This is a genomic window from Pseudomonas sp. TWI923, assembly GCF_039673365.1.
Classification (GTDB): Bacteria; Pseudomonadota; Gammaproteobacteria; order Pseudomonadales; family Pseudomonadaceae; genus Aquipseudomonas; species Aquipseudomonas sichuanensis.
The window spans coordinates 155540-179210 of the sequence record NZ_JBDJLM010000001.1; the positions used below are offsets into that span (position 1 = coordinate 155540).

The following is a 23671-nucleotide window of genomic DNA, read 5'->3' on the forward strand; positions in this document are numbered from 1 at the left end:
ATCCGCAGGGTGCAATTTCCCCCTCGCTCCGCTAGCATTAGCGCTCTTTCCGCCCGCTCCGGTCACGATGGTTTTTTGATGAGTTATCAGGTTCTTGCACGTAAATGGCGTCCGCGCTCGTTCCGCGAAATGGTCGGCCAGACCCATGTGCTCAAGGCTTTGATCAACGCCCTGGACAACCAGCGCCTGCACCATGCGTACCTGTTCACCGGCACCCGCGGGGTGGGCAAGACCACCATCGCGCGGATCATCGCCAAGTGCCTGAACTGCGAAACCGGCATCACCTCCACGCCCTGCGGGACCTGCTCGGTGTGCCGCGAGATCGACGAAGGCCGCTTCGTCGACCTGATCGAGATCGACGCCGCCAGCCGCACCAAGGTCGAGGATACCCGCGAGCTGCTCGATAACGTGCAGTACGCCCCCAGCCGCGGGCGCTTCAAGGTCTACCTGATCGACGAAGTGCACATGCTCTCGACCCACTCCTTCAACGCCTTGCTGAAGACGCTGGAAGAGCCGCCGCCCTACGTCAAGTTCATCCTCGCCACCACCGACCCGCAGAAGCTGCCGGCAACCATCCTGTCGCGCTGCCTGCAGTTCTCCCTGAAGAACATGAGCCCGGAGCGGGTGGTCGAGCACCTCAGTCATGTGCTGGGCGCCGAGAACGTGCCGTTCGAAGACGACGCCCTGTGGCTGCTGGGCCGCGCTGCCGACGGCTCGATGCGCGACGCCATGAGCCTGACCGACCAGGCCATCGCCTTTGGCGAAGGCAAGGTGCTGGCGGCTGATGTGCGGGCAATGCTCGGCACGCTTGACCACGGCCAGGTGTACGGTGTGCTGCAGGCACTGCTCGACGGCGATGCCCGGGCATTGCTGGAAGCGGTGCGCCACCTTGCCGAGCAGGGGCCTGACTGGAACGGCGTGCTCTCGGAAATGCTCAACGTGCTTCACCGTGTGGCCATCGCCCAGGCGTTGCCCGAGGCGGTCGACAACGGCCAGGGCGACCGTGATCGGGTGTTGGCGCTGGCCCAGGCACTGCCCGCCGAGGACGTACAGTTCTACTACCAGATGGGCCTGATTGGCCGTCGCGACCTGCCGCTGGCGCCCGACCCGCGTGGCGGCTTTGAAATGGTCCTGCTGCGCATGCTGGCGTTCCGCCCGGCCGACAGCGACGATGCACCGAAACCGGTACTAAAGCCGGTGGGGATCAGCCAGGCCACAGCTGATCCGGCCCCACCGGTGGCAGCTGCGGCAGTTGCCGTCGCAGCGCCCGTTGAACCTGTTGTCGCGCCAGCCGCCGTTCAGGCCCCGGTAGAGGCGCCTGTCGTCGCCGAGGCCGTGGTTGAAGCGCCTGCCGCGCAGCCCGAGCCAGCCCCGGAGCCCGAGCCTGAGCCGGTCGAGGCAGTGATCGACCTGCCTTGGGAAGAGCCCGCCGCACCGCCTGTGCCTGTCGTGGCCGCGCCGCAGCCCGAGCCTGTGGTGGTCGAGGCGCCCGTTGCCGAGACCGCCAGCAGCCAGCCGGACTACGACGAGCCACCCTTCGATCCGTCAGCGTACAACCCAGCGGGCATGGACCGCGACGATGAGCCACCGGCGGACGAAGACTACTATGTCGCGGACAGCGACCCGGCAGGCTTCAGTTACCTCGATGAACTGGCCGAGCATGTGCAGGAAGACCAGCCCGCCAAGGCGCCCGAACCGCTGCCGGCCGCTCAGCCCGCCACGGGTCTGGCCCTGCAATGGCTGGAATTATTCCCACAGTTGCCTGTCTCGGGTATGACAGGCAACATCGCCGCGAACTGTACCTTGATCGCCGCCGATGGCGACGACTGGCTGCTGCACCTGGACCCGGGCCAGGGGGCGTTGTTCAACAGCACGCAACAGCGCCGCCTCAACGATGCGCTCAACCAGCAGCTGGGGCGCGACATCCGGCTCAAGATCGAACTGATTCGCCCGGAGCAGGAAACCCCGGCCCAGGCCGCGTCCCGCAAGCGCGCCGAACGCCAGCATGACGCGGTGCTGTCGATCGAGCAGGATCCGCTGATCCAGCAGATGATCCAGCAGTTCGGCGCGACGGTGCGGCAGGATACTATTGAGCCTGTGGATGCCCTGGCCAGCCAGGGCCAATAACGGATAACCATGCGGCCGGCCCTGTGCGCGGTCGCATTACATGAACCAATCGAGGTATACCCCCATGATGAAAGGTGGCATGGCCGGCCTGATGAAGCAGGCCCAGCAGATGCAGGAAAAGATGCAGAAGATGCAGGAAGAGCTGGCTAACGCCGAAGTCACCGGCCAGTCCGGTGGTGGCCTGGTCAGCGTGGTGATGACCGGTCGCCACGACGTCAAGCGCGTCAGCATCGATGACAGCCTGATGTCGGCTGACGCCGACGACAAGGAAGTGCTCGAAGACCTGATCGCCGCCGCGCTCAACGATGCCGTGCGCAAGATCGAGCAGAGCAGCCAGGAGAAGATGGGCGGCATGACTGCCGGCATGCAGCTGCCGCCTGGCTTCAAGATGCCGTTCTGATCGGCGTCGCGTTACCCCGGGGGAGCAACGGCCAGGCGGTCGTTGCTCCCTTGTTCATTCTGTTTCCTGAACTGGCAGGCCCGCATACATGAGCTTCAGCCCCCTGATCCGCCAACTGATCGACGCCCTGCGCATTCTGCCCGGTGTCGGCCAGAAAACCGCCCAGCGCATGGCCCTGCAACTGCTCGAGCGCGACCGCAGTGGCGGTACGCGCCTGGCCCAGGCCCTGAGCCAGGCCATGGACGGCGTTGGCCATTGCCGCCAGTGCCGGACCCTGACCGAGCAGGAGCTGTGCCCGCAGTGCGCCGACCCGCGCCGTGATGACAGCCAGCTGTGCGTGGTCGAAGGGCCGATGGATATGTTTGCAGTGGAGCAGGCCGGCTATCGCGGCCGTTACTTCGTGCTCAAGGGGCACCTGTCGCCGCTCGATGGCCTGGGGCCGGATGCGATCGGTATTCCGCAGCTCATGGCGCGGATCGAAGAGCAGGGCACCTTCAGTGAAGTGATCCTGGCGACCAACCCCACGGTGGAAGGGGAGGCGACGGCCCACTACATCGCCCAGCTGCTGGCCGAAAAGGGCTTGAGCACCACGCGTATCGCCCATGGCGTGCCGTTGGGTGGGGAGCTGGAGCTGGTGGATGGCGGGACCTTGGCCCATGCGTTTGCCGGGCGCAGGCCGATTTCGCTTTGAAGCTCCAAGCTTCAAGCTTCAAGCGGCAAGCAAAATAGGTTCTGCATCGACTTGCTTTTACTTGCAGCTTGCAGCTTGCAGCTGCTTTCAGTATTCGCTTAGCGAGAACTCGGTCAGGCAGAAAGTCGGCACCCCGGCTGCCTGCAGCCGGCGCGAGCCTTCCAGCTCGGGCAAATCGATGATCGCTGCGGCCTCGAACACCTGTGCCCCGGTGCGGCGCACCAGGTTGGCTGCCGCCAGCAGGGTGCCGCCGGTGGCGATCAGGTCATCGAAGATCAGCACCGAATCCCCTTCGCACAGGCTATCGGCATGCACTTCCAGGAAGGCTTCGCCGTACTCGGTCTGGTAACCCTCCGACAGCACGTCGGCCGGCAGCTTGCCTTGCTTGCGGAACAGGATCAGCGGCTTGTTCAACTGGTGGGCGATGATCGAGCCGATCAGGAAGCCCCGCGCATCCATGGCACCGATATGGCTGAACTCGGCCTCGACATAGCGCTCGATGAACTGGTCAGCGACATAGCGCAGCCCACGCGGCGATTGGAACAACGGGGTGATATCGCGGAAGATGACCCCCGGTTTGGGGAAGTCCACTACCGGGCGAATCAGGGCTTTGAGGTCGAATGTGTCGCTGTGCATGGTGCGGGTATCCTGGAAAAACCAAGGCGCCAGTATACCCGCATCCGGCCTTTGTCAGGCCTCCATTGCACCACCGGCCAGCGCACACAGCTGGATCGGGTCGAGGATATGCACTTCCTTGCCCTCGGCCTTGAGCAGGCCGTTCTGCTGGAAGCGGGTGAACACCCGCGAGACGGTTTCCACGGCCAGGCCCAGGTAGTTGCCGATCTCGTTGCGCGACATGCTCAGGCGGAACTGGTTGGCCGAGTAGCCACGGGCGCGGAAGCGCGCGGACAGGTTGACCAGGAAGGTGGCGATGCGCTCGTCGGCGGTTTTCTTCGACAGCAGCAACATCATCTGCTGGTCGTCGCGGATCTCCCGGCTCATCACCCGCATCAGCTGGCGGCGCAGTTGCGGCAGTTGTACCGAAAGCTCATCCAGGCGTTCGAAGGGGATCTCGCACACCGAGGTGGTTTCCTGGGCCTGGGCCGACACCGGATAGGCTTCGGTGTCCATGCCGGACAGGCCGACCAGCTCGCTGGGCAGGTGGAAGCCGGTGATCTGTTCTTCGCCGGCGTCGCTGAGGCTGAAGGTCTTGAGGGCGCCGGAGCGGACTGCGTAAACCGAGCCGAAATTGTCACCTTGGCGGAACAGGAATTCGCCTTTTTTCAGTGGGCGGCCGCGTTTGACGATTTCATCCAGTGCATCCATGTCCTCGAGGTTGAGGGACAGGGGCAGGCACAGGGGGGCCAGGCTGCAATCCTTGCAGTGGGCCTGGTTGTGTGGGCGCAGTTTTACTGGCTCGGACATTTCTTCGATCCTTGTGGGAAAGCACACATAAGCCGTAAGGGTAACCCACGGCATAGGCTGGAGGCCAGCATGCACTTGTTTGGTGCGTGCTGGCGGCGGCCCGGAGTGGATGTTTCCGGTACCTTTCGACTGTCCATAGTGTGCCCCTGAAGGCGGGCTGTCCATGCGGTGAAACGCCTCAATCGCCTCAGATCACCCGTGAGAAACGCTGGCGATTCTGTTGCGCGAGGTAAGCGTCGAAGACCATGCACACCGAGCGCGCCAGCAGACGGCCGGCAGGCAGGATGCGGATGCCTTTATTGTCGAGGCTGATCAGGCCGTCGCGCTGCATGGCGTGCAACTGCGGCCAGACTTCGTTGAAGTAACCGCGAAAATCAATGGTGAATTGCCGTTCGATCTGCTCGAAGTCCAGCTCGAAATGGCAGATCAGTTGCTGGATCACTGCCCGCCGCAGGCGGTCGTCCTGGTTGCACAGCAGGCCGCGCTGAGTGGCCAGTTGGGCGGTGGACAGGGTGTCCTGGTAGGTGTTGAGGTCGCTGCTGTTCTGGCAGTACAGGTCGCCGATCTGGCTGATGGCCGAGACTCCCAGGCCGATCAGGTCGCAATGGCCATGGGTGGTGTAACCCTGGAAGTTGCGCTGCAGGGTGCCTTCTTCCTGGGCGATGGCCAGTTCGTCGTCGGGCAGGGCGAAATGGTCCATGCCGATGTAGCGGTAGCCGGCGGCGGTCAGTTGGTCGATGGTGGCGTGCAGCATCTCCAGTTTGGCCGCGGGGGCCGGCAGGTCGTTGCTGTCGATGCGCCGCTGCGGCATGAAACGCTCCGGCAGGTGGGCGTAGTTGAACACCGACAGGCGATCGGGTTGCAGGCGGATCACTTCTTCGACAGTGCGGGCGAAACCTTCCGGGGTCTGCTTGGGCAGGCCGTAGATCAGGTCGAGGTTGATCGAGCGGAACTGCAGGGTGCGCGCCGCTTCGATCAGGGTGCGGGTCTGTTCCAGGCTTTGCAGGCGGTTGACCGCGCGCTGCACCGCCGGGTCGAGGTCCTGCACGCCGAGGCTGACGCGGTTGAAGCCCAGCTCGCGCAGCAGCCCCATGGTCGACCAGTCAGCCTCGCGCGGGTCGATCTCGATGCCGTAGTCACCGGAGTCATCGTCCAGCAGGTTGAAGTGCTGGCGCAGGGTCGCCATCAGCTGGCGCAGTTCCACATGGCTGAGGAAGGTCGGGGTGCCGCCGCCGAAGTGCAGTTGTTCGACGCGCTGCTTGGGGTCCAGGTGGCAGGCGACCAGCTGGATTTCCTGTTCCAGGCGCTGCAGGTAGGGCGCGGCGCGGCCGCGGTCCTTGGTGATGACCTTGTTGCATGCGCAGTAGTAGCAGATGTTGGCGCAGAACGGCACGTGCACGTACAGCGACAGCGGGCGCGTGGCCCGACGGCTCTCGCGCAGGGCGTGGAGCAGGTCGAACGAGCCCACTTCGCCATGCAGTTGCACGGCGGTAGGGTAGGAGGTGTAGCGTGGCCCGGCCAGATCGTAACGACGGATCAGGTCGGCGTCCCAGCGTAGGTCGTCGAGCATGTGGGCAGTCCCCGGATAGAGCAGCAGTGTCCAGAGTCTAGGGACGTGGGCAAGAAGTCGTGTTGATTTGTATCAGCAGATCTTGCGGTCACCGCATGGGGCCGCTGCGCGGCCCTTTCGCTGGCAAGCCAGCTCCCACAGGCTTGAGTCGACGCGATCGGTGTGGGAGCCGGCTTGCCGGCGAAAAGGCTGCGCAGCAGCCTCTCAGTGCCCCATGAGCCAGTGCTGATGGGGCCCCGGCAGTGTCCAAAGCCCGAACAGAATCACCAGCAGCCCACCTGCCATGCGCACTCCGCGCTTGCGCAGCACGCTGCCCACACGCTCCGCCGCCAGCCCCGTGGCCAGCAACACCGGCCAGGTGCCCAGCCCGAACGCCAGCATCAATGCCCCGCTGTGCAGCGCATCACCCTGGCTGGCCGCCCACAGCAGGGTGCTGTACACCAGCCCGCACGGCAGCCAGCCCCACAAGGCGCCGAGCAACAGGGCGCGGGGCAGGCTGGACACCGGCAGCAGCCGTGTGGCCAGCGGTTGTATATGGCGCCACAGGCCGCGCCCGAGCGCTTCGATGCGTGTCAGGCCACTCCACCATCCGGCCAGGTACAGGCCCATGGCAATCAGCAGCAGCGCCGCGACCACCCGCAGCCCGAGCGCCAGCGGGCTGCTGGCCAGGGCCACGCCGGCCAGGCCCAGCAGCAGGCCGGCCGCGGCGTAGCTGAGGATGCGCCCGAGGTTGTAGGCCAGCAGCAGGCGCAGGCGCCGGTTGCGCTGCTGCGGCGGGATGGCCAGGGTCAGGGCGCCCATCAGGCCGCCGCACATCCCCAGGCAGTGGCCGCCACCGAGCAGGCCGAGGACCAGGGCCGAGCCGAGCAGGGGGATCAGTTCAGGCACTCGGTTTGGCGTCCTTGTCTTCAGGAGGTTGTTCGTCGTGTTTGACCGCAGCCTGGTGGCGCGGGTCCTGGTCGTCGAACAGGATGCTGTGGGCCGGGCCTTCAAGGTCGTCGTACTGGCCGCTGTCCACCGCCCAGAAGAAGATGTACACGGCCACCCCGACCAGCAGCAGGGCGGCGGGGATCATCACGTAGAGGGCGGGCATAGGGTTTTCCTTCCAAGTGACGGTGGCGCGTTCACCGGTACGCCCACTGCCGTTGGCAGCCGGGTCAGGCGCAAGGCGTTGAGCACGACGATCAGCGAGCTGACCGACATGCCGACCGCCGCCCAGACCGGGGTGATCCAGCCGAGCGCGGCGAACGGCAGCATGAGGCCATTGTACAGGGTCGCCCAGAGCAGGTTCTCGACAATGTTGCGTCGGGTGCGCCGGGCCAGGGCAAAGGCCTGCACCAGTGCGTGCAGGTTGTTGGACAGCAGCACAGCGTCGGCGCTGGTCTTGGCAAGGTCGGTGGCGCTGCCCATGGCGATGCTGATATCGGCGGCGGCCAGGACCGGCACATCGTTCACCCCGTCACCCAGCATCAGCACCTTGCGCCCTTCGGCCTGGAGCTGTTTCAGGCGTGCGAGCTTGTCGTCCGGGCGCAGGCCGCCGACGGCCTGGTCGATGCCAAGCGTCGCGGCCACCTCGGCAACCATAGGCGAGCTGTCGCCGGACAGCAGCAGGGTCTGCCAGCCACGGGCCTTACAGGCGGCCACCAGGTCGGCGGCGTCGTCGCGCAGGCGGTCGTCCAGGCCGAACCAAGCCAGCGGGCCCTGGCGATCGCCCAGCAGCAGCCACTGGCCGCGTGGTTCGGGTACGCCAGGCACTTCGGCGCCACTCAGGGCGCAGACGAAGGTGGCCTGGCCGATGCGCAGGCGCTGGTCGTCCACCTCACCCTCCAGGCCCAGCCCAGGCACTGCGTTGACCGCCTCGGCCGGCCGGGCGGCGCGGCCGAAGGCGCGGGCGATGGGGTGTTCGGAGCGGTTCTCGAGGGCGGCGGCCAGCGCCAGGCAGCGGTCGGCATCCAGGCGCCCCAGCGGGCGGATGCTGCGCAGGGCCAGGCGGCCTTCGGTGAGGGTGCCGGTCTTGTCGAAGATCACCGTGTCGATCTGGTTGAGGCCTTCGAGCACATGGCCACGGGTCACCAGCAGGCCAAGCTTGTGCAGGGTGCCGGTAGCGGCGGTGAGGGCGGTCGGGGTGGCCAGCGACAGGGCGCAGGGGCAGGTGGCGACCAGCATCGCCAGGACGATCCAGAACGCCCGCCCGGCATCGAGCTGCCACCAGACCAGGCCGATGATCGCCGCCGCTACCAGGGTGAACAGCAGGAACCATTGCGAGGCACGGTCGGCGATCTCGGCCAGGCGCGGTTTTTCGGTCTGCGCCCGCTCCAGCAGGCGCACGATGGCCGACAGCCGTGAGTCCTGGCCCAGGGCCTGGACCTCGATGGTGAGGGTGCTTTCGACGTTGAGGGTGCCGCCGGTGACCCGGTCGCCGGTGCGCCGCGCCAAGGGCAGGTATTCACCGGTGAGCAGCGATTCGTCGACGCTGGAGCGGCCTTCGATAATGCAGCCGTCGGCGGGGATCACCGCGCCGGGCAGCACTTGCACGCGGTCGCCGCACTGCAGTTCGCCGAGCAGGATGCGTTCGGCCTGGCCGTCGGCATCCAGGCGCAGGCACGAGGCCGGCAGCAGGTTGACCAGTTGCGCCGTGGCCGCCGCCGTGCGCTCGCGGGCGCGGCGCTCCAGGTAGCGGCCGGTCAGCAGGAACAGGGCGAACATGCCCACGGTGTCGAAATACAGCTCGCCACTGCCGGTGATCGCCGTCCAGATCCCGGCGCAGTAGGCCAGGGCGATGGCCAGCGACACCGAGACGTCCATGGTCAGGTGGCGGGTACGCAGGTCGCGGGCGGCGCCCTTGAAGAACGGCGCGCAGCTGTAGAACACGATCGGAGTGGTGAGGAACAGCGCGACCCAGCGCAGGATGGTGTGCAGCTCGGCGGACAGGTCGATGTTGAATTCCGGCCAGGTGGCCATGGTCGCCATCATTGCCTGGAACCACAGCAGCCCGGCCACGCCCAGGCGGCGCAGGGCGCTGCGGTTTTCCCGGGCCAGTTGCTCGGCGGCCTGGTCCGGCTGGTAGGGGTGGGCGGCGTAGCCGATGCGGCGCAGCTCGGCCAGCAGCCTGGACAGCGGCAACTGGCTGTCGGCCCAGTTGACCAGCAGGCGGTGGTTGGACAGGTTCAGCCGTGCCTCGGCGACCCCAGGCAGGGTGCGCAGGTGTTTCTCGATCAGCCAGCCGCAGGCAGCGCAACTGATGCCTTCGACCAGCAGGGTGGCTTCGGCCAGTTCGCCGGCATGGCGCACGAAGCCCTGCTGCACGTCGTCGCGGTCGTACAGTGCCAGTTCGTCCTGCAACTGGCGGGGCAGGGCTTCGGGGTTGGCGCTGGTGTCGCTGCGGTGCTGGTAATAGTGCTCAAGGCCCCCGGCGACGATGGATTCGGCCACTGCCTGGCAGCCCGGGCAACAGAATGCCCGGGGCTCGCCGAGCACCACGGCAGTGAAGCGGCTGCCGGCGGGGACGGGCAGGGCGCAGTGGTAGCAGGGGGTGGGTTGGGTCATCGACATCTCTTCTTGCTGCAGCGGGTTCGTGGGAGCGGCGGTGCGCCGCTGCGACTTGCCCCGCGACTGGGCCCGTCCAGACAAAGCTGTTGCCAGGGCGGGCCCAGTCGCGGGGCAAGCCCGCTCCCACGAGGGGCGCGGTGTTCGGTCAGTGGTGCTCGGCGCCTTGAATGGCCTCATCCCCCAACTGCAAGGTCACGCCATGCTCCACCTTCTCCTCTTCGAACAGCCGCCACACATGGTCATCCTGGTTGCCGAGCAACTCGACGAAGCGCCGGCCGTCGACCTTGTCATCCAGCTGGCCGACATAGCGGCCCGGCTCGGTGCGTGCCAGTTGTACCTTGCGGTCCTTGTTGGGCTGGGTCGGTGAAATCAGGTTCAGTTCCAGCGCCTGCGGGGCGCTGTTGCCGGTCAGGCGGACGTCCACTTCACCGGTCAGTTCGTCCAGGTGGATGCTGGCCTTGATGTTGAGGGTCTGGGCCAGCAGTTCACGGTCCAGCGAGCGGTTGATGCCCTTGCCGGCTTCGTAATAGTTGTCGTTGACCAGGTTGTCCGGGTTGCGCACGGCAATGCTGACCATGGTCAGGCTCAGGCATACCGAGGTGGCCAGGATGCCGATGATGATCCAGGGCCAGAGGTGCTTGTACCAGGGGCTGGCGGCGGTGGCGGCAGGCATTGTCTGTGTTCTCTCTAGTCAGCGGATCTGTGGGCCGATGAAGCGGCTCTTGGCTTCAACCTGGCTGGCGCTGTCGTCGGCGTCCTTGAGGATGAAGGTGATTTCGTTGGTGGTCGAGGGCAGTTTCTCCGGGGCAACCGACAGTTGCACCGGCAGGCTGACGATATCGCCGGCGGCCACGCGGATCTCGCGGTGGCCTTCCAGGCGCAAGTCTGGCAGGCCGGCGGCATCCAGCACATAGACGTGGTCGCGCTGGTCCTTGTTCATCACCTTCAGGCTGTACACGTTTTCGATCCGCCCCTGGGCGTTCTCGCGGTACAGCACCCGGTCCTTGGCCACGTCGAAGCCGACCAGCGAGCGGGTGGCGAAGGCGGTGGTCAGGGCGCCGATCATCACCAGCAGCACCAACGCGTAGCCGATCAGGCGCGGGCGCAGCATGTGGGTTTTCTGCCCGGACAGGTTGTGCTCGGTGGTGTAGCTGATCAGGCCCTTGGGGTAGTTCATCTTGTCCATGATGCTGTCGCAGGCGTCGATGCAGGCGGCGCAGCCGATGCACTCGATCTGCAGGCCGTCGCGGATGTCGATGCCGGTGGGGCAGACCTGTACGCACATGGTGCAGTCGATGCAGTCGCCCAGGCCCTTGGCCTTGTAGTCGATGTCCTTCTTGCGCGGGCCACGGGTTTCGCCACGGCGCGGGTCGTAGGAGACGATCAGGGTGTCCTTGTCGAACATCACGCTCTGGAAGCGCGCGTAGGGGCACATGTACACGCACACCTGCTCGCGCAGCCAGCCGGCGTTGCCGTAGGTGGCCAGGGTGAAGAAGCCGACCCAGAAGTAGGCCCAGCCGTCGGCCTGCCCGGTGAAGAACTCGATGGCCAGCTCGCGGATCGGCGAGAAGTAGCCGACGAAGGTCATGCCGGTGACAAAACCGATCAGCAACCACAGGCTGTGCTTGGCGAACTTGCGCAGGAACTTGTTGCCGCTCATGGGCGCCTTGTCCAGCTTCATGCGTTGGTTGCGGTCACCCTCGGTGACCTTTTCGCACCACATGAACACCCAGGTCCACACGCTTTGCGGGCAGGTATAGCCGCACCAGACGCGGCCGGCGTAGACGGTGATGAAGAACAGGCCGAAGGCCGCGACGATCAGAAGGCCCGAGAGCAGGATGAAGTCCTGCGGCCAGATCGTGGCGCCGAAGATGTAGAACTTGCGCTCGGGCAGGTTCCACCACACGGCTTGGTGGCCGCCCCAGTTCAACCAGACGGTGCCGAAATACAGCAGGAACAGCACCGCGCCGCCGACCATCCGCAGCCTGCGGAAAATGCCGGTAAAGGCGCGGGTGTAGATTTTTTCGCGTGATGCGTAGAGGTCGACGGAATCCTTCCCTTTGCTGGCAGGCGGGGTGACGTCATGTACCGGAATTTGCTTGCTCATCATCTAGTCCCACGGCAGTGGAGAAACGCCGCGGCCAGTGCTTGCCGGCCGCAGTCGCGCGCGTTCTGCTGGCGCTCTGCGGCCCATGATACGCCTGTGTTGGCGCGCCGGGGCCGTACTGCGACCTTTAGTCGCGTTGGGTGATGGTTTGAATCGTGATATGGCGAGTGTCAATTGATCCAGATCATTCAGGCGGCAGGAAATGCGCCGGCCTCTTCGCGGGTAAACCCGCTCCCACAGGTACTGCACCGCATCAGAAACCGGTGAGAGACCTGTGGGAGCGGGTTTACCCGCGAAGAGGCCAAGCCTGCCTTACTCGGCCTTGGCCGGTGCCTGCTCCTGTTGCGACAGGCTGTACACATACGCCGCCAGCAGGTGCACCTTGTCGTTGCCCTGCAACTGTTCCTGGGCCGGCATCTGGCCCTGGCGACCGTAGCGGATGGTCTGTTGCAGCTGGGCGAAGCTCGAGCCGTAGATGAACGCCTGTGGGTGGGTCAGGTTCGGCGCACCCATGGCTGGGGTGCCCTTGCCCTCGGGCCCATGGCAGGCCACACAGGTGGTGGCGAAGATCTGCTGGCCCTTGACCGGGTCGGCCTTGGCATCTTCGGGCAGTGTGCGTCCGTCGAGTTTGGTCAGCACGAACGCCGCCACATCGGCCACACCCTGTTCGCCGATCACCGTGGTCCAGCCCGGCATCACGCCGTGGCGCCCGCCCATGATGGTGGTCTTGATGGTTTCCGGTTCACCGCCCCAGCGCCAGTCGTTGTCGGTCAGGTTGGGGAAGCCGTAGGCGCCCTTGGCGTCCGAGCCGTGGCACACCGAGCAGTTGGAGGCGAACAGGCGCGCGCCCATCTTCAGCGCCTGTGGGTCCTTGGCCACTTCCTCCAGCGGCATGGCGGCGAACTTGGCGAAGATCGGCCCGAAGCGGGCGTCGGCCTTGGCCATCTCCTTTTCCCACTCGTGCACGCCGGTCCAGCCTGGCTGGCCGTTGCTGAACTCGGTCTTTTTGTCGTTATCGACGTAGGCGTACCCCGGCAGGATGCCTTTCCAGTTGCCCAGGCCCGGGTACAGCACCAGATAGCCGAGGGCGAACACGACGGTGCCGACGAACAGCCAGAACCACCATTTGGGCAGCGGGTTGTCGTACTCCTCGATGCCATCGAAGGCGTGGCCGACGGTTTCGTCGGTGATCTCTTCGCGCTGGCCCTTGCGGGTCGACAGCAACAGCCAGCTCAAGGCGAAGATGGTGCCCAGGGTCAGGACGGTGACGTACAGACTCCAGAAGGTTGTCATTGTTGTTTGCTCCCAGAAGCTTTTTGCGCTTTCGCGTGCTCAACGTGGCGAGTGGCCTCGGGGTCGTCCGCAAATGGCAACTGCGTGGCCTCGTCGAAGTCCTTTTTGCGCCGCGGGCTGAACACCCACAGCGCCAGGCCCACGAAAGCCACCAGCACCACGACGGTGCCCAGGCCGCGAATCATCCCGATATCCATCAGTGTCACCGTTTGCTTTTGATGAGGGTGCCAAGGCCTTGCAGGTACGCCACCAGGGCGTCCATCTCGGTCTTGCCCTTGACCGCGTCGCGGGCACCGGCGATGTCTTCGTCGGTGTACGGCGTGCCGAGGGTGCGCAGGACTTCCAGTTTCTTGGCGGTGTCCTTGCCATCGAGCTTGTTCTCGACCAGCCACGGGTAGGACGGCATCTTCGATTCCGGCACCACGTTGCGCGGGTTGTACAGGTGCGCCCGGTGCCAGTCATCGGAATAGCGGCCACCCACGCGGGCGAGGTCCGGGCCGGTACGCTTGGAGCCCCACAGGAACGGGTGGTCCCACACGCTTTCGCCGGCCACCGAGTAGTGGCCGTAGCGTTCGGTCTCGGCGCGGAACGGGCGGATCATCTGCGAGTGGCAACCCACGCAGCCTTCGCGGATGTAGATATCGCGGCCTTCCACTTCCAGCGCGGTGCGCGGCTTCATGCCCTCGACCGGCTTGTTGGTGACGTCCTGGAAGAACAGCGGGACGATCTGGGTGAGGCCACCGACGCTGACGGCGATGACCATGAAGAAGGCCATCAGGCCAATGTTCTTCTCGACTGCTTCATGCTTCATCAGTGGGCTCCCACGACGACGATCTTGGCGGCTTCCTCAGCCTGTACCGGGTTGGCCGCGCGAACGGTGCGGAACACGTTGTAGGCCATCAGCAGCATGCCCGAGGCGAAGAACGCACCGCCCAGGGCGCGGACGATGTAGCCCGGGTGGCTGGCCTGCAGCGCTTCGACGAACGAATAGGTCAGGGTGCCGTCGTCGTTGATGGCGCGCCACATCAGGCCCTGGGTGATGCCGTTGACCCACATCGAGGCGATGTACAGCACGGTGCCGATGGTCGCCAGCCAGAAGTGCGCGTTGATCAGGCCGACGCTGTGCATCTGCTCGCGGCCGTACAGTTTGGGGATCATGTGGTAGACCGCGCCGATCGAGATCATCGCCACCCAGCCGAGGGCGCCGGCGTGCACGTGGCCGATGGTCCAGTCGGTGTAGTGGGACAGCGAGTTGACCGTCTTGATGGCCATCATCGGGCCTTCGAAGGTGGACATGCCGTAGAACGCCAGCGACACCACCAAGAAGCGCAGGATCGGGTCGGTGCGCAGCTTATGCCAGGCCCCCGACAGGGTCATCATGCCGTTGATCATGCCGCCCCAACTCGGTGCCAGGAGGATGATCGACATCACCATGCCCAGCGACTGCGCCCAGTCCGGCAGGGCGGTGTAGTGCAGGTGGTGCGGGCCGGCCCAGATGTACAGGGTGATCAGTGCCCAGAAGTGCACGATGGACAGGCGATAGGAGTAGATCGGGCGTTCGGCCTGCTTGGGCACGAAGTAGTACATCATCCCGAGGAAGCCGGTGGTTAGGAAGAAGCCCACGGCGTTGTGGCCGTACCACCACTGGATCATCGCGTCGGTGGCGCCGGCGTAGGCCGAGTACGACTTGAACAGGCTGACCGGCAGCGACATGTGGTTGACGATGTGCAGCATCGCGGTGACCACGATGAAGGCGCCGTAGAACCAGTTGCCGACATAGATGTGCTTGGTCTTGCGCTTGACGATGGTGCCGAAGAACACCAGCCCGTAGGTCACCCAGACGATGGCCAGCAGGATCGCCAGCGGCCACTCGAGCTCGGCGTATTCCTTGGTGGTGGTGAAGCCCATGGGCAGCGTGATCAGCGCGCCGACGATCACCGCCTGCCAGCCCCAGAAGGTGAAGGCGGCCATGCTGTCGGAGATCAGGCGGGTCTGGCAGGTACGCTGCACCACGTAGTAGCTGGTGCCGAACAGGGCACAGCCACCGAAGGCGAAGATCACCAGGTTGGTGTGCAGTGGGCGCAGGCGGCCGAAGCTCGTCCATGGCAGGTCCAGGTTGAGCTGGGGCCATACCAGTTGCGAGGCGATGAAGACGCCAAGCCCCATGCCAAGGATCCCCCAGACCACCGTCATGATGGCGAACTGGCGGACGACCTTATAGTTATAAGCAGTCGGACTGATTGCAGTGCTCATTCTAAGGTTCCACGGTTTGGGTATTCTTGTTGGTTGGTAAATCGGCGCCAGTATCAATAACCACCAGGGTTATTACAATGCAAGGCGACTGGTGCCGACCCGTGTCCAGACCCTGTTCGCCACCGTCCCGTGGCGTCGGGGTTCGAACGATTGTACACAAATAAATCTTTGTAATGTGTACCGTTTCCCATGTTTTTCTGATCGATCGGTCAAGCTTTTATTGCCGGGACGGGCACGCAAGGCATCATCCCAAAGCGCGGGCTCGCAAGGCTGGAATCGCTGCGTGGTGTCAGGCTGTGCACCACGTCTGCTCCGGCTGCTGCGAGCGGGGCCACTGTGGCAACAAGCTTAGTTGCGTTCGGAGGGGGTGCAAGGGAGGGGAGCAGAGGGGGCTGCTTTGCAGCCCTTCGCGGGCACGCCCGCTCCCACACGGTGGGCGCTGACCCTGTGGGAGCGGGCTTGCCCGCGAAAAGGGCCGCGATGCGGCCCTAGGGTGTTACTTGGCAGTTACGGTTTCTGGCACTTGATCCTGCGACAGGCTGTACACATACGCCGCCAGCAGATGCACCTTGTCATTGCCCTGGATGTCCTGCTGCGCCGGCATCTGGCCCTGACGGCCGTAACGGATGGTCTGCTGCAGCTGGGCGAAGCTCGAGCCGTAGATGAACGCCTGCGGATGGGTCAGGTCAGGTGCGCCCATCGCCGGGGTACCTTTGCCTTCCGGCCCGTGGCAGGCGACGCAGGTGGTGGCGAAGATCTCCTTGCCCTTGACCGGGTCGGCCTTGGCTTCCGCTGGCAGGCTGCGCCCGTCCAGGCCGGTCAGCACGTAGGCGGCCACATCGGCCACGCCCTGCTCGCCGATCACCGTGGCCCAACCCGGCATCACGCCGTGCCGGCCGTTCATGATCGAGGCCTTGATGGTTTCCGGCTCGCCGCCCCAGCGCCAGTCCTTGTCGGTCAGGTTGGGGAAGCCGTAGGAGCCCTTGGCGTCCGAACCGTGGCACACCGAGCAGTTGGAGGCGAACAGCCGGCTGCCCATCTTCAGCGCTTGCGGGTCCTTGGCCACTTCTTCCACTGGCATGGCGGCGTACTTGGCGAAGATCGGGCCGAACTTGGCGTCGGCCTTTTCCATCTCTCTTTTCCACTCGTCGACGCCGGTCCAGCCGTTCTCGTAGCCGGGCAGGATGCCTTTCCAGTTACCCAGGCCCGGGTACAGGATCAGGTAGCCCACCGAGAACACCAGGGTGCCGACGAACAGCCAGAACCACCACTTGGGCAGCGGGTTGTCGTACTCCTCGATGCCATCGAAGCTGTGGCCCATGGTCTGGTCGGTGGTGTCGCTGCTCTGGCCCTTGCGGGTGCCGAGCAGCAGCCAGGTCAGGCCGATCAGGCTGCCGATGGTCAGTACGCTGATATACGTACTCCAGAAGGTGGTCATTGCCCATTACTCCTCATGGCGGGTTCCTGCCCGGCAGGGGGCAGGCGGTCGTCGACGAAGGGCAGCAGGCGCGCTTCGGCGAAATCACGGTCGCGGCGACGGTTGAACACCCAGAGCGACAGGCCGATGAAGGCGATCATCACCACCAGGGTGCCCAGGCCACGGATCATGCCGATGTCCATTTCCATCGCACTCACCTCTTGTTCTTGATCGAGGTGCCAAGCACCTGCAGGTAGGCGACCAGCGCGTCCATCTCGGTCTTGCCCTTGACTGCGTCGCGGGCCCCGGCGATGTCGTCGTCGGTGTACGGCACGCCGAGGGTGCGCAGGGTGCGCAGCTTGACGTCGGTGTGGCTGTTGTCGACCTGGGTCGCCACCAGCCAGGGGTAGGACGGCATCTTCGACTCCGGTACCACGTTGCGCGGGTTGTACAGGTGCGCGCGGTGCCAGTCATCGGAGTAGCGGCCACCCACGCGGGCGAGGTCCGGGCCGGTACGCTTGGAGCCCCACAGGAACGGGTGGTCCCACACGCTTTCGCCGGCCACCGAGTAGTGGCCGTAGCGCTCGGTCTCGGCGCGGAACGGGCGGATCATCTGCGAGTGGCAACCCACGCAGCCTTCGCGGATATAGATATCGCGGCCTTCGAGCTGCAAGGCGGTGTAAGGCTTCATGCCCTCCACCGGCTTGTTGGTGACGTCCTGGAAAAACAGCGGGACGATCTGGGTCAGGCCACCGATGCTGACGGCGAACACCATCAGCAGCGCCATCAGGCCTATGTTTTTCTCAACGACTTCATGTTTCATCAGGCTCTACTCCTCAAGCCAGCTGGGCGTTGGCAGGGGCTTCCACAACGCTTGGCGAACGCACCGTGCGCCAGGTGTTCCAGGCCATCAGGAACATGCCGCTGAGGAAGATCGCGCCACCGACGAAGCGCACGACGAAGCCTGGGTGGCTGGCCACCAGGGTTTCCACGAACGAGTAGGTGAGCGTGCCGTCGCTGTTGACCGCGCGCCACATCAGGCCCTGGGCGATGCCGTTGACCCACATCGAGGCGATGTACAGCACGGTGCCGATGGTCGCCAGCCAGAAGTGCGCGTTGATCAGCCCGAGGCTGTACATGCGTTCCTTGCCGAACACTTTGGGGATGGTGTGGTACAGCGCGCCGATGGAAATCATCGCCACCCAGCCGAGGGCGCCGGCGTGTACGTGGCCGATGGTCCAGTCGGTGTAGTGGGAGAGGGCGTTGACCGTCTTGATGGCCATCATCGGGCCTTCGAAGGTGGACATGCCGTAGAACGCCAGCGACACCACCAAAAAACGCAGGATCGGGTCGCTGCGCAGCTTATGCCAGGCCCCCGACAGGGTCATCATGCCGTTGATCATCCCGCCCCAGCTCGGCGCCAGCAGGATCAGCGACATGATCATGCCCAGCGACTGCGCCCAGTCCGGCAGCGCGGTGTAGTGCAGGTGGTGCGGGCCGGCCCAGATGTACAGGGTGATCAGCGCCCAGAAGTGCACGATCGACAGGCGATACGAATACACCGGGCGCTCGGCCTGCTTGGGCACGTAGTAGTACATCATCCCGAGGAAGCCGGCGGTGAGGAAGAAGCCCACGGCGTTGTGGCCGTACCACCATTGCACCATGGCGTCGGTGGCCCCGGCGTACACCGAGTACGACTTGGTCAGGCTGACCGGCAGCTCCAGGTTGTTGACGATGTGCAGCAGCGCCACGGTGAGGATGAACGCGCCGAAGAACCAGTTGCCCACGTAGATGTGCTTGGTGTTGCGCTTCATCAGCGTGCCGAAGAACACCACGGCGTAGGCGACCCAGACGATGGTGATCAGGATGTCGATCGGCCATTCCAGTTCGGCGTACTCTTTCGAGCTGGTGTAGCCCAGCGGCAGGCTGATCGCCGCCAGCAGGATCACCAATTGCCAGCCCCAGAACGTGAACGCGGCCAGCCGCGGTGCGAACAGGGTGGTCTGGCAGGTGCGTTGCACCGAATAATACGAGGTGGCGAACAGGGCACAGCCGCCGAAGGCGAAGATCACCGCGTTGGTGTGCAAGGGTCGCAGGCGGCCGAAGCTGGTCCACGGCAGGTCAAGGTTAAGGGCGGGCCAGGCGAGCTGGGCGGCAATGAAGACGCCGAGCCCCATCCCGACGATGCCCCACACCACCGTCATGATGGCGAATTGGCGGACCACCTGATAGTTGTAGGCGGTACTGCTGGTTGTGTTCATGTATGGGTTCCCATCCACGGTTATAGGCAGGCTAGACAGCGAGGCAAGCATGATTAATGGGCAAAGTGCCGGTATTGACGGGGATCAATGGGCGCAGATTGCAAATGCCCCAGGCTTGCGCTGCGATCCTCCGCGAATCACCGGCGAAAGCGGGCAAAACAGCTGGCTGATCCTGGCCCACGGCGCGGGTGCGCCGATGGACAGCGGGTTCATGGACGACATGGCGCAAAGGCTGGCAGGGCTTGGGGTAGGGGTGGTGCGCTTCGAGTTTCCGTACATGGCCCAGCGGCGTGTCGACGGTGGCCGGCGCCCGCCCAATCCGCAGAAAGTTCTGCTCGACTGCTGGCGCGATGTATACAGCCAGGTGCGACCTTTGGTCGCGGGGCCTCTGGCCGTCGGTGGCAAGTCCATGGGCGGGCGCATGGCCAGCCTGCTGGCGGACGAACTCGGTGCCGATGCGCTGGTGTGCCTGGGCTATCCGTTCTATGCCGTGGGCAAGCCGCACAAGCCCCGCGTCGAGCACCTGGCCGGGCTGCGCACGCGCACGCTGATCGTCCAGGGGGAGCGTGATGCCCTGGGCAATCGGGAAGCGGTGCAGGGATATGAACTATCGCCAGCGATTGAAGTGAGCTGGCTGGTGGCGGCGGACCATGATCTTAAGCCGCTGAAGGCTTCGGGGTTCAGCCATGCGCAGCATCTGCAGGCGGCTGCCCAAAAGGTGGCGGGGTTCCTGCGGGATTGAAATCGCGGGGCAAGCCCGCTCCCACGTTGCCTTTGTGGGAGCGGCCTTGTGTCGCGAAGGGGCCGCGTAGCGGCCCCAGTTTTCAGCTGCGCAACAAAAATCGCCGGGGCTGCTGCGCAGCCCTTTCGCGACACAAGGCCGCTCCTACAGAAAGCTGCGCCAGGCAGTTGCTCCCACGTGGGAGCGGGCTTGCCCCGCGATGAGGGCGTCAGCTTAGTCGCGGTACTCGCACAGGTAGGCGGTATCGACCTTCACCTGCAGTTGGAACTTGCTGTCGGCGGCAACATTGAACTTGTCGCCGGCGTTGAAGGTTTCCCAGTTCTCGCTGCCTGGCAGCTTGACGATCAGCGCACCGGAAACCACGTGCATGATTTCGCGCTTGGCGGTGCCGAACTCGTATTCGCCCGGGGCCATCACGCCAACGGTAGCCGGACCTTCGCTGCTTTCGAAGGCGATCGACTTGACGGTGCCATCGAAGTACTCATTGACCTTGAACATGGGCGACTCCTGAAAAAGGGGATGAAAAAAGGGCTGGCCAGTATGCCCAAGGCCCGCCCTTGCGTCATCTGTTTCAGGCACCGCCCAGCGGCAGGCTCAACGGCAGTAGCCGGGCAGTATTGCGCGCGTCTTCCAGCGCGCGATGCTGCTGGCCGCTGAACTGCAGCCCGGCCAGTTGCAAGGCGCTGTTGAGCCCCGCTGGCCGCTGCAGGTGGCGGGCCTTGGCGAAGCGCTGCTTGAGGTTGATGTGCGGCAGTTGTTCGAGCAGGCTGCGCTGGTGATGCAGTTGCCACTCCTGCAGCAATTGCTTGCGGTCGTAGTCGCCCCAGCTGACCCAGGCCTGCAACTGCGCCTGGTGGTCACCCAGCCAGCGCTCGAACGCGCCCCACACCGCGCTGAAGGGCTCGGCGCCGTCGACATCGGCCTGGCTTATATGGGTCAGCTCGCGGCAGAACGGCGTCAGCTGTGGCCGCCGCCGGGGCCGTACGAAGCGCTGGAAATGGTCGACCTCGCGCCCCTCACGGGTGACCAGGCTCGCGCCGATTTCTATGATTTCCATCTCCGTGACCGGCCAGCCGCCGTCGTCGGTGGTGGCTTCCAGGTCGATCACCAACCAGTGGCCCATGCCAGGCTCCCTATCTATACGCGGTAGCCCGCGTCCTCACGCGCGGGCCCCTAGAGGGTAGCCAATGTCCGCGCGCGCGACATCCCCTGGCACTTTGGCATATCCGGCGGTTGTGCCCGCCTGGGAAAACGCCTAGCTTAAGCGCATCCAGGCCACTATCCGTGACGAGTGTCTCGACTTGATCCCTCTGCCCAGCCTCAAGCTCTCCTGCTCTGTGCTGTTGTTCGCCGCACTGTCGCTGACGGCGGCGGCGTGGGCGGGCGAGGCAGTCGAGGTGAAGATCGGCGCGGCGCATTTCCCGCCTTATACCGTGCGCCCCGAGCAGGGCGCTGACACTGGCCTGCTGCCACAACTGGTGGAGGCATTGAACGAGCTGCAGAACGACTACCGCTTCGTGCTCGTGCCCACCTCGATTCCCCGGCGCTTTGGCGATTTCCAGCAAGGCCGCACCGACATGGCGATTTTCGAAAACCCGCAGTGGGGGTGGCAGGGGATCGCGCACAGCACCGTGGACATGGGGCTGGAAGATGCCGAGATCTTCGTCACGCGCCAACAGCCGGGGCGTGACCAGCAGTATTTCGATGATCTGCACGGCAAGCGCCTGGCGTTGTTCAACGGCTACCACTATGCCTTCGCCGACTTCGAGCCCGACCCGGTGCTGCTCAGGCAACGCTATCAGGCGACCCTGACCTACTCCCACGACAGCAACCTGTCCATGGTCGAGCGCGGCCGGGCCGACATCGCCCTGGTCACTCGCTCGTACCTGAGCGACTTCCTCAAGCGCAACCCGTCCAGCGTCAGCCAACTGCTGGCCTCGCAGCGGGTCGACCAGGTCTACCACCACTACGCACTGCTGCGCCCGGATGCGCCGATAAGCCCGGAAAACTTTACCGGGCTGCTGCGCCGGCTGCGCGAAAACGGTGAGCTGTTGCGTATCTTCAAACCCTACAAGATCACGGTCGAAGCGCCTCACGACTAAATTGCCGGGGCATGAGGACGTTTTCAGGAGTGAGCCTTTCTTTCATTTCCTGTGAGCCCTGACATGCCGTTCGATGCCGCTACGCCCCCTTGCGCGCCCCGCTGGCGCAGCCTGCAGGCCGACGAAGGCGATTGTCGCCTGAGCCTGACCCTGGAAGGGCGCCCCTTCATCAGCCTGCGCCTGGTACCGGGCGAGACCCTTGAAGCGCACCTGCAACAGATTTGCCCCGAGCGCCCCGAGCAGGCCCTGTGGGCCGCCTGCTACTGGCTGCTGTCACGCGACCCGGCCTGCCAACGCCTGGCCTGGCACCTGCCGCAACCGATCCCGCAAGCCGTCGCCAGTGGCCTGTTGCTGCCCGACCAGGCGCCGGGGCGTTACCTGTGCGAACGCACATTGTTCTGGCAACTGCCCCAGCCGTGGCTCGGCGAGTCGCTGGCCGGGGTCTATCCGCAGCAGATGCAGTTGAGCAATGGCAAGCGTCACCCGCGCCGGGCGCCCAAGCCACGGGGTGAGGTGTACCGGCGCTTCGATGCGCGTCTGGGGGCCTGGGTTTCGTTGCGCACCCTGGAAATCGGCCAGGACCTGGAACGCTTCAACCGCTGGCAGAACAACCCGCGCGTGGAGCAGTTCTGGCAGGAGGGCGGCTCGCTCGAGCAGCACCGCGAGTACCTGACCAAGCTTGAACAGGACCCGCACACCCTGACCCTGATCGGTTGCTTCGACGACGAGCCGTTCGCCTATTTCGAGGCGTACTGGGCCAAGGAAGATCGCATCGCGCCGTTCTACCCGGCCGACGACTACGACCGTGGCATCCACATGCTGGTGGGCGAAGAGACGCATCGCGGCCCGCACAAGGTCGCCAGCTGGTTGTCGGCGCTGGTGCACTACCTGTTCCTCGACGACCCGCGCACCCAGCGGGTGGTGGCCGAGCCGCGTGCCGACAACGGCAAGATGATCGGCTACATGCACGACCAGTGCTTCCACTGCGAGAAAGAGTTCGATTTCCCGCACAAGCGGGCGGCGTTGATGATCCTGGGGCGGGAGCGGTTCTTCGAGCGCTGCAGGCTCGCCTAGCGGCTCAAGCCACAAGCCGCCTGCGGCTCAAGCTGCAAGCTGCAAGAGAAGAGCGGATCGACGTCCGGCTACTTCTTGCAGCTTGCAGCTCGAAGCTTTCAGCTGCTTTTGAGGCTGCTCTTGCGGCAATGGATCAGGGCATCGCGGATCATGAAGTTGACCAGCGTCGGCGACACTCCCAGTTCCTTGGCGATGTCCTTCTGCGGCACGCCATGCAAGCGGTACATCTCGAAGGCGTAACGGGTGCGCTGGGGCAGTTCGTTGAGCGCTTCGGCAATGTGTTCGAGGGTGGCCAGGTTGATGTGCGTGGCTTCGGGCGAGGCGTTCTGGATGACCACGTTCAGCCCTTCCTCCTCGCTGCCGGAGTACTTCAGCTCCATGGCCTGCTTGCGGTAGTGGTCGATGGCCAGGTTGCGCACGATCTGGAACAGGTAGCTGAGCTGGGCCTTGAACGAAGAGGTGATCTGCGGCGCGGCGCTGAGCCGGAAGAACGCGTCCTGCACCACATCCTCGGCGCGCGAACGGCAGCCAGTGATGCGCGCGGCGATCTTGACCAGGATGCTGCGGTTGTCGACGAACGCCTGGAGCAGCGGTGAATCGCACTTACTTGTGGACAGTTGTTCCGCCATGGAATTTTCACCTTGTCTCAGAGGGAAAGGG

At 64.8% G+C, this 23671-nt stretch carries 25 protein-coding genes; 6 read left to right on the forward strand and 19 right to left on the reverse strand.

Features of this window, described 5'->3' with window-relative positions; genetic code table 11:
• The first annotated feature begins 78 nt into the window (after positions 1-78).
• The 3 genes from dnaX (at position 79) to recR (ending at position 3218) form a co-directional block, all read left to right on the forward strand.
• Positions 79-2127 (forward strand): DNA polymerase III subunit gamma/tau, encoded by a 2049-nt coding sequence (gene dnaX / locus ABE459_RS00690; protein WP_323828255.1) that lies wholly within the window; start codon positions 79-81, stop codon positions 2125-2127.
• Positions 2128-2191: 64 nt separating this feature from the next.
• Positions 2192-2527, forward strand: a complete 336-nt coding sequence (locus ABE459_RS00695) for a YbaB/EbfC family nucleoid-associated protein (RefSeq protein ID WP_110991796.1) — start codon at positions 2192-2194, stop codon at positions 2525-2527.
• Between the two features lie 88 nt (positions 2528-2615).
• Positions 2616-3218 carry a recombination mediator RecR gene (gene recR, locus ABE459_RS00700; protein ID WP_125464932.1) on the forward strand — a complete coding sequence of 201 codons (603 nt, stop codon included), beginning with the start codon at positions 2616-2618 and terminating at the stop codon, positions 3216-3218.
• A gap of 87 nt (positions 3219-3305) precedes the next feature.
• Here the strand turns inward: recR and ABE459_RS00705 are convergent, their stop codons facing one another.
• The 16 genes from ABE459_RS00705 to ccoN (ABE459_RS00780) form a co-directional block, all read right to left on the reverse strand.
• On the reverse strand, positions 3306-3854 hold the full coding sequence (locus ABE459_RS00705; protein ID WP_028692867.1) for an adenine phosphoribosyltransferase: 549 nt from the start codon (positions 3852-3854) through the stop codon (positions 3306-3308).
• Between the two features lie 54 nt (positions 3855-3908).
• Positions 3909-4643: a Crp/Fnr family transcriptional regulator FnrA gene (gene fnrA, locus ABE459_RS00710; RefSeq protein ID WP_110991794.1), complete on the reverse strand. Its 735-nt coding sequence runs from the start codon at positions 4641-4643 to the stop codon at positions 3909-3911.
• A gap of 187 nt (positions 4644-4830) precedes the next feature.
• A complete protein-coding gene (gene hemN / locus ABE459_RS00715) occupies positions 4831-6213 on the reverse strand; it encodes an oxygen-independent coproporphyrinogen III oxidase (protein WP_323828251.1) in 1383 nt (460 codons plus the stop codon).
• A gap of 204 nt (positions 6214-6417) precedes the next feature.
• Positions 6418-7101 (reverse strand): sulfite exporter TauE/SafE family protein, encoded by a 684-nt coding sequence (locus tag ABE459_RS00720; RefSeq protein ID WP_258704833.1) that lies wholly within the window; start codon positions 7099-7101, stop codon positions 6418-6420.
• Entirely contained in the window at positions 7094-7306 is a 213-nt protein-coding gene (gene ccoS / locus ABE459_RS00725; protein WP_110994038.1) for a cbb3-type cytochrome oxidase assembly protein CcoS, read from the reverse strand. Before ccoS ends, ABE459_RS00720 begins: the two co-directional genes overlap by 8 nt.
• Positions 7288-9759 carry a heavy metal translocating P-type ATPase gene (locus tag ABE459_RS00730; RefSeq protein ID WP_323828249.1) on the reverse strand — a complete coding sequence of 824 codons (2472 nt, stop codon included), beginning with the start codon at positions 9757-9759 and terminating at the stop codon, positions 7288-7290. Before ABE459_RS00730 ends, ccoS begins: the two co-directional genes overlap by 19 nt.
• Before the next feature lie 148 nt (positions 9760-9907).
• Positions 9908-10435, reverse strand: coding sequence for a FixH family protein (locus tag ABE459_RS00735; RefSeq protein WP_258704831.1), 528 nt, complete (start codon positions 10433-10435; stop codon positions 9908-9910).
• Between the two features lie 18 nt (positions 10436-10453).
• A complete protein-coding gene (ccoG, locus tag ABE459_RS00740) occupies positions 10454-11869 on the reverse strand; it encodes a cytochrome c oxidase accessory protein CcoG (protein ID WP_125464927.1) in 1416 nt (471 codons plus the stop codon).
• Between the two features lie 312 nt (positions 11870-12181).
• On the reverse strand, positions 12182-13162 hold the full coding sequence (ccoP, locus tag ABE459_RS00745; protein WP_323828247.1) for a cytochrome-c oxidase, cbb3-type subunit III: 981 nt from the start codon (positions 13160-13162) through the stop codon (positions 12182-12184).
• Entirely contained in the window at positions 13159-13359 is a 201-nt protein-coding gene (locus ABE459_RS00750; protein ID WP_110994041.1) for a cbb3-type cytochrome c oxidase subunit 3, read from the reverse strand. The genes ccoP (ABE459_RS00745) and ABE459_RS00750 overlap by 4 nt, the downstream gene beginning before the upstream one ends.
• Positions 13360-13364: 5 nt before the next feature.
• Entirely contained in the window at positions 13365-13973 is a 609-nt protein-coding gene (ccoO, locus tag ABE459_RS00755) for a cytochrome-c oxidase, cbb3-type subunit II (RefSeq protein ID WP_110994033.1), read from the reverse strand.
• Positions 13973-15415 (reverse strand): cytochrome-c oxidase, cbb3-type subunit I, encoded by a 1443-nt coding sequence (gene ccoN, locus ABE459_RS00760; protein WP_125464925.1) that lies wholly within the window; start codon positions 15413-15415, stop codon positions 13973-13975. Before ccoN (ABE459_RS00760) ends, ccoO (ABE459_RS00755) begins: the two co-directional genes overlap by 1 nt.
• A 496-nt stretch (positions 15416-15911) precedes the next feature.
• Complete coding sequence (gene ccoP / locus ABE459_RS00765) at positions 15912-16853, reverse strand: cytochrome-c oxidase, cbb3-type subunit III (RefSeq protein ID WP_125464924.1); 942 nt, start codon at positions 16851-16853, stop codon at positions 15912-15914.
• Complete coding sequence (locus ABE459_RS00770) at positions 16850-17041, reverse strand: cbb3-type cytochrome c oxidase subunit 3 (RefSeq protein ID WP_110994031.1); 192 nt, start codon at positions 17039-17041, stop codon at positions 16850-16852. Before ABE459_RS00770 ends, ccoP (ABE459_RS00765) begins: the two co-directional genes overlap by 4 nt.
• A 5-nt stretch (positions 17042-17046) precedes the next feature.
• Positions 17047-17655 (reverse strand): cytochrome-c oxidase, cbb3-type subunit II, encoded by a 609-nt coding sequence (gene ccoO, locus ABE459_RS00775; protein WP_110994030.1) that lies wholly within the window; start codon positions 17653-17655, stop codon positions 17047-17049.
• Positions 17656-17668: 13 nt separating this feature from the next.
• On the reverse strand, positions 17669-19093 hold the full coding sequence (gene ccoN, locus ABE459_RS00780; protein WP_110994029.1) for a cytochrome-c oxidase, cbb3-type subunit I: 1425 nt from the start codon (positions 19091-19093) through the stop codon (positions 17669-17671).
• A gap of 49 nt (positions 19094-19142) precedes the next feature.
• Between ccoN (ABE459_RS00780) and ABE459_RS00785 the strand changes: the two genes are divergently transcribed.
• A complete protein-coding gene (locus ABE459_RS00785) occupies positions 19143-19835 on the forward strand; it encodes an alpha/beta family hydrolase (RefSeq protein ID WP_323828242.1) in 693 nt (230 codons plus the stop codon).
• A 213-nt stretch (positions 19836-20048) separates the two neighbouring features.
• Here the strand turns inward: ABE459_RS00785 and ABE459_RS00790 are convergent, their stop codons facing one another.
• Together ABE459_RS00790 and ABE459_RS00795 are read right to left on the reverse strand one after the other, a co-directional pair.
• Positions 20049-20333 (reverse strand): pyrimidine/purine nucleoside phosphorylase, encoded by a 285-nt coding sequence (locus ABE459_RS00790; RefSeq protein ID WP_110994027.1) that lies wholly within the window; start codon positions 20331-20333, stop codon positions 20049-20051.
• Between the two features lie 73 nt (positions 20334-20406).
• The gene (locus tag ABE459_RS00795) at positions 20407-20958 is read right to left on the reverse strand and encodes an exonuclease domain-containing protein (protein ID WP_125464922.1); all 552 of its coding nucleotides are present in this window, start codon (positions 20956-20958) and stop codon (positions 20407-20409) included.
• A gap of 217 nt (positions 20959-21175) precedes the next feature.
• On the opposite strand from ABE459_RS00795, the gene ABE459_RS00800 reads away from it, so the two are divergent.
• Together ABE459_RS00800 and ABE459_RS00805 are read left to right on the forward strand one after the other, a co-directional pair.
• A complete protein-coding gene (locus ABE459_RS00800; RefSeq protein ID WP_223811940.1) occupies positions 21176-21937 on the forward strand; it encodes an ABC transporter substrate-binding protein in 762 nt (253 codons plus the stop codon).
• A gap of 63 nt (positions 21938-22000) precedes the next feature.
• Positions 22001-23011 carry a GNAT family N-acetyltransferase gene (locus ABE459_RS00805; protein WP_323828239.1) on the forward strand — a complete coding sequence of 337 codons (1011 nt, stop codon included), beginning with the start codon at positions 22001-22003 and terminating at the stop codon, positions 23009-23011.
• A gap of 98 nt (positions 23012-23109) precedes the next feature.
• On the opposite strand, the gene ABE459_RS00810 is transcribed toward ABE459_RS00805, so the two are convergent.
• On the reverse strand, positions 23110-23640 hold the full coding sequence (locus ABE459_RS00810) for an RNA polymerase factor sigma-70 (RefSeq protein ID WP_125464919.1): 531 nt from the start codon (positions 23638-23640) through the stop codon (positions 23110-23112).
• Positions 23641-23671: the final 31 nt, after the last annotated feature.